This window comes from Oerskovia sp. NPDC056781, assembly GCF_042789955.1.
Taxonomy (GTDB): domain Bacteria; phylum Actinomycetota; class Actinomycetes; order Actinomycetales; family Cellulomonadaceae; genus Oerskovia; species Oerskovia rustica.
This window is the reverse complement of sequence record NZ_JBHUAD010000414.1, coordinates 1-1,077: the sequence shown is the minus strand read 5'-3', so window position 1 is coordinate 1,077 and position 1,077 is coordinate 1. Positions and strand designations below refer to the sequence as shown.

At 71.8% G+C, this 1,077-nt stretch carries 1 pseudogene; it reads left to right on the top strand.

The window, feature by feature from the left end:
- Positions 1–1,020, top strand: a pseudogene (locus ACFRCR_RS18845) (hypothetical protein); the annotation flags it as partial.
- Between the last annotated feature and the right edge of the window lie 57 nt (positions 1,021–1,077).

Here is a 1,077-nt window from a genome sequence, read left to right as displayed (position 1 = left end):
CTCGAGGCCGATGCTGCCGCGGGCTCGTCGGCCTCGGCGGTCGCGTCGGGCGACATCCGCGCGGTCGGCTTCACGTCGAGCGCGCCGCAGTACGCGGCCGCGGGCGCCGAGCCGGGCGACGGTCGGATCGGCATCGGCGTGGCCATGGACGGCGACTGGGCCTCGCTCGGAGCTGTCATGTTCCCGTCGGTCGAGACCGACGTGGACGGCGACGGCTCGGCCGAGTTCGAGACCGTGGTCCGCAAGTACAACGAGTCGGACCTGACCCTGGCGACCACGTACACGCTCAAGGACTGGACCGGTCCCGACGGCGTGGAGTACGGGGCGGGCGAGGGCGTGCTGCTCGAGCCGGTCAACTCGGTCTGGGCGGACGTCGACACGTCGGTCTTCGACAGCAACGTGCTCGTCGTGCCGATCGCGATCGGCGAGCTCGGCATCGAGCCGGGTACGGTGCCGTCGTTCACGGTCGCGACGTACTCGTACTACGGCACGCAGCCCGACCAGTCGATCGACCGGGTCGGCCCGTTCACGGGCGACCCGTACGACCCCGCGTACTGGTTCAGCGGCGGTGGGCAGCTCCTGTTCGTGGGCGCCGACGACGCCCCGGTCACGGTCAACCGGTCCGCTGCCGCGGCCGGGGCCGGGACGGGCGAGCTGCTCCTGCTGCACCTGCACAACGCGAGCGCGGGCAAGCGCTGGCAGACGGTCGGTGTCCGGAACCTCGACGCGTCGGTCGAGCTCACGGTCACGGCGCAGTCACGTTGCGTCGCGGGCAAGGCGCAGGTCGCGGTCCGGGCGGTCAACGACGGCGACCTGAAGGCCGACGTCGTGGTCGAGACACCGTTCGGGACCAAGTCGTTCAAGAACGTCGCGCCGGGCAAGTCGGCCTCGCAGTCGTTCAGCTCGCGGGCGACCGCGATCGACGCCGGTGCGGCGACGGTCACGGGCACCGCGATCGTCGAGGGCGTCACGGTCACGACGCCCTATGAAGCCGGGTACGAGGCGATCAGCTGCGGCTGACGCCTCGACCAGCCGGGCCTCGTCAGGACGGGAGCGTGCATGGGGCCGCTCCCGTCC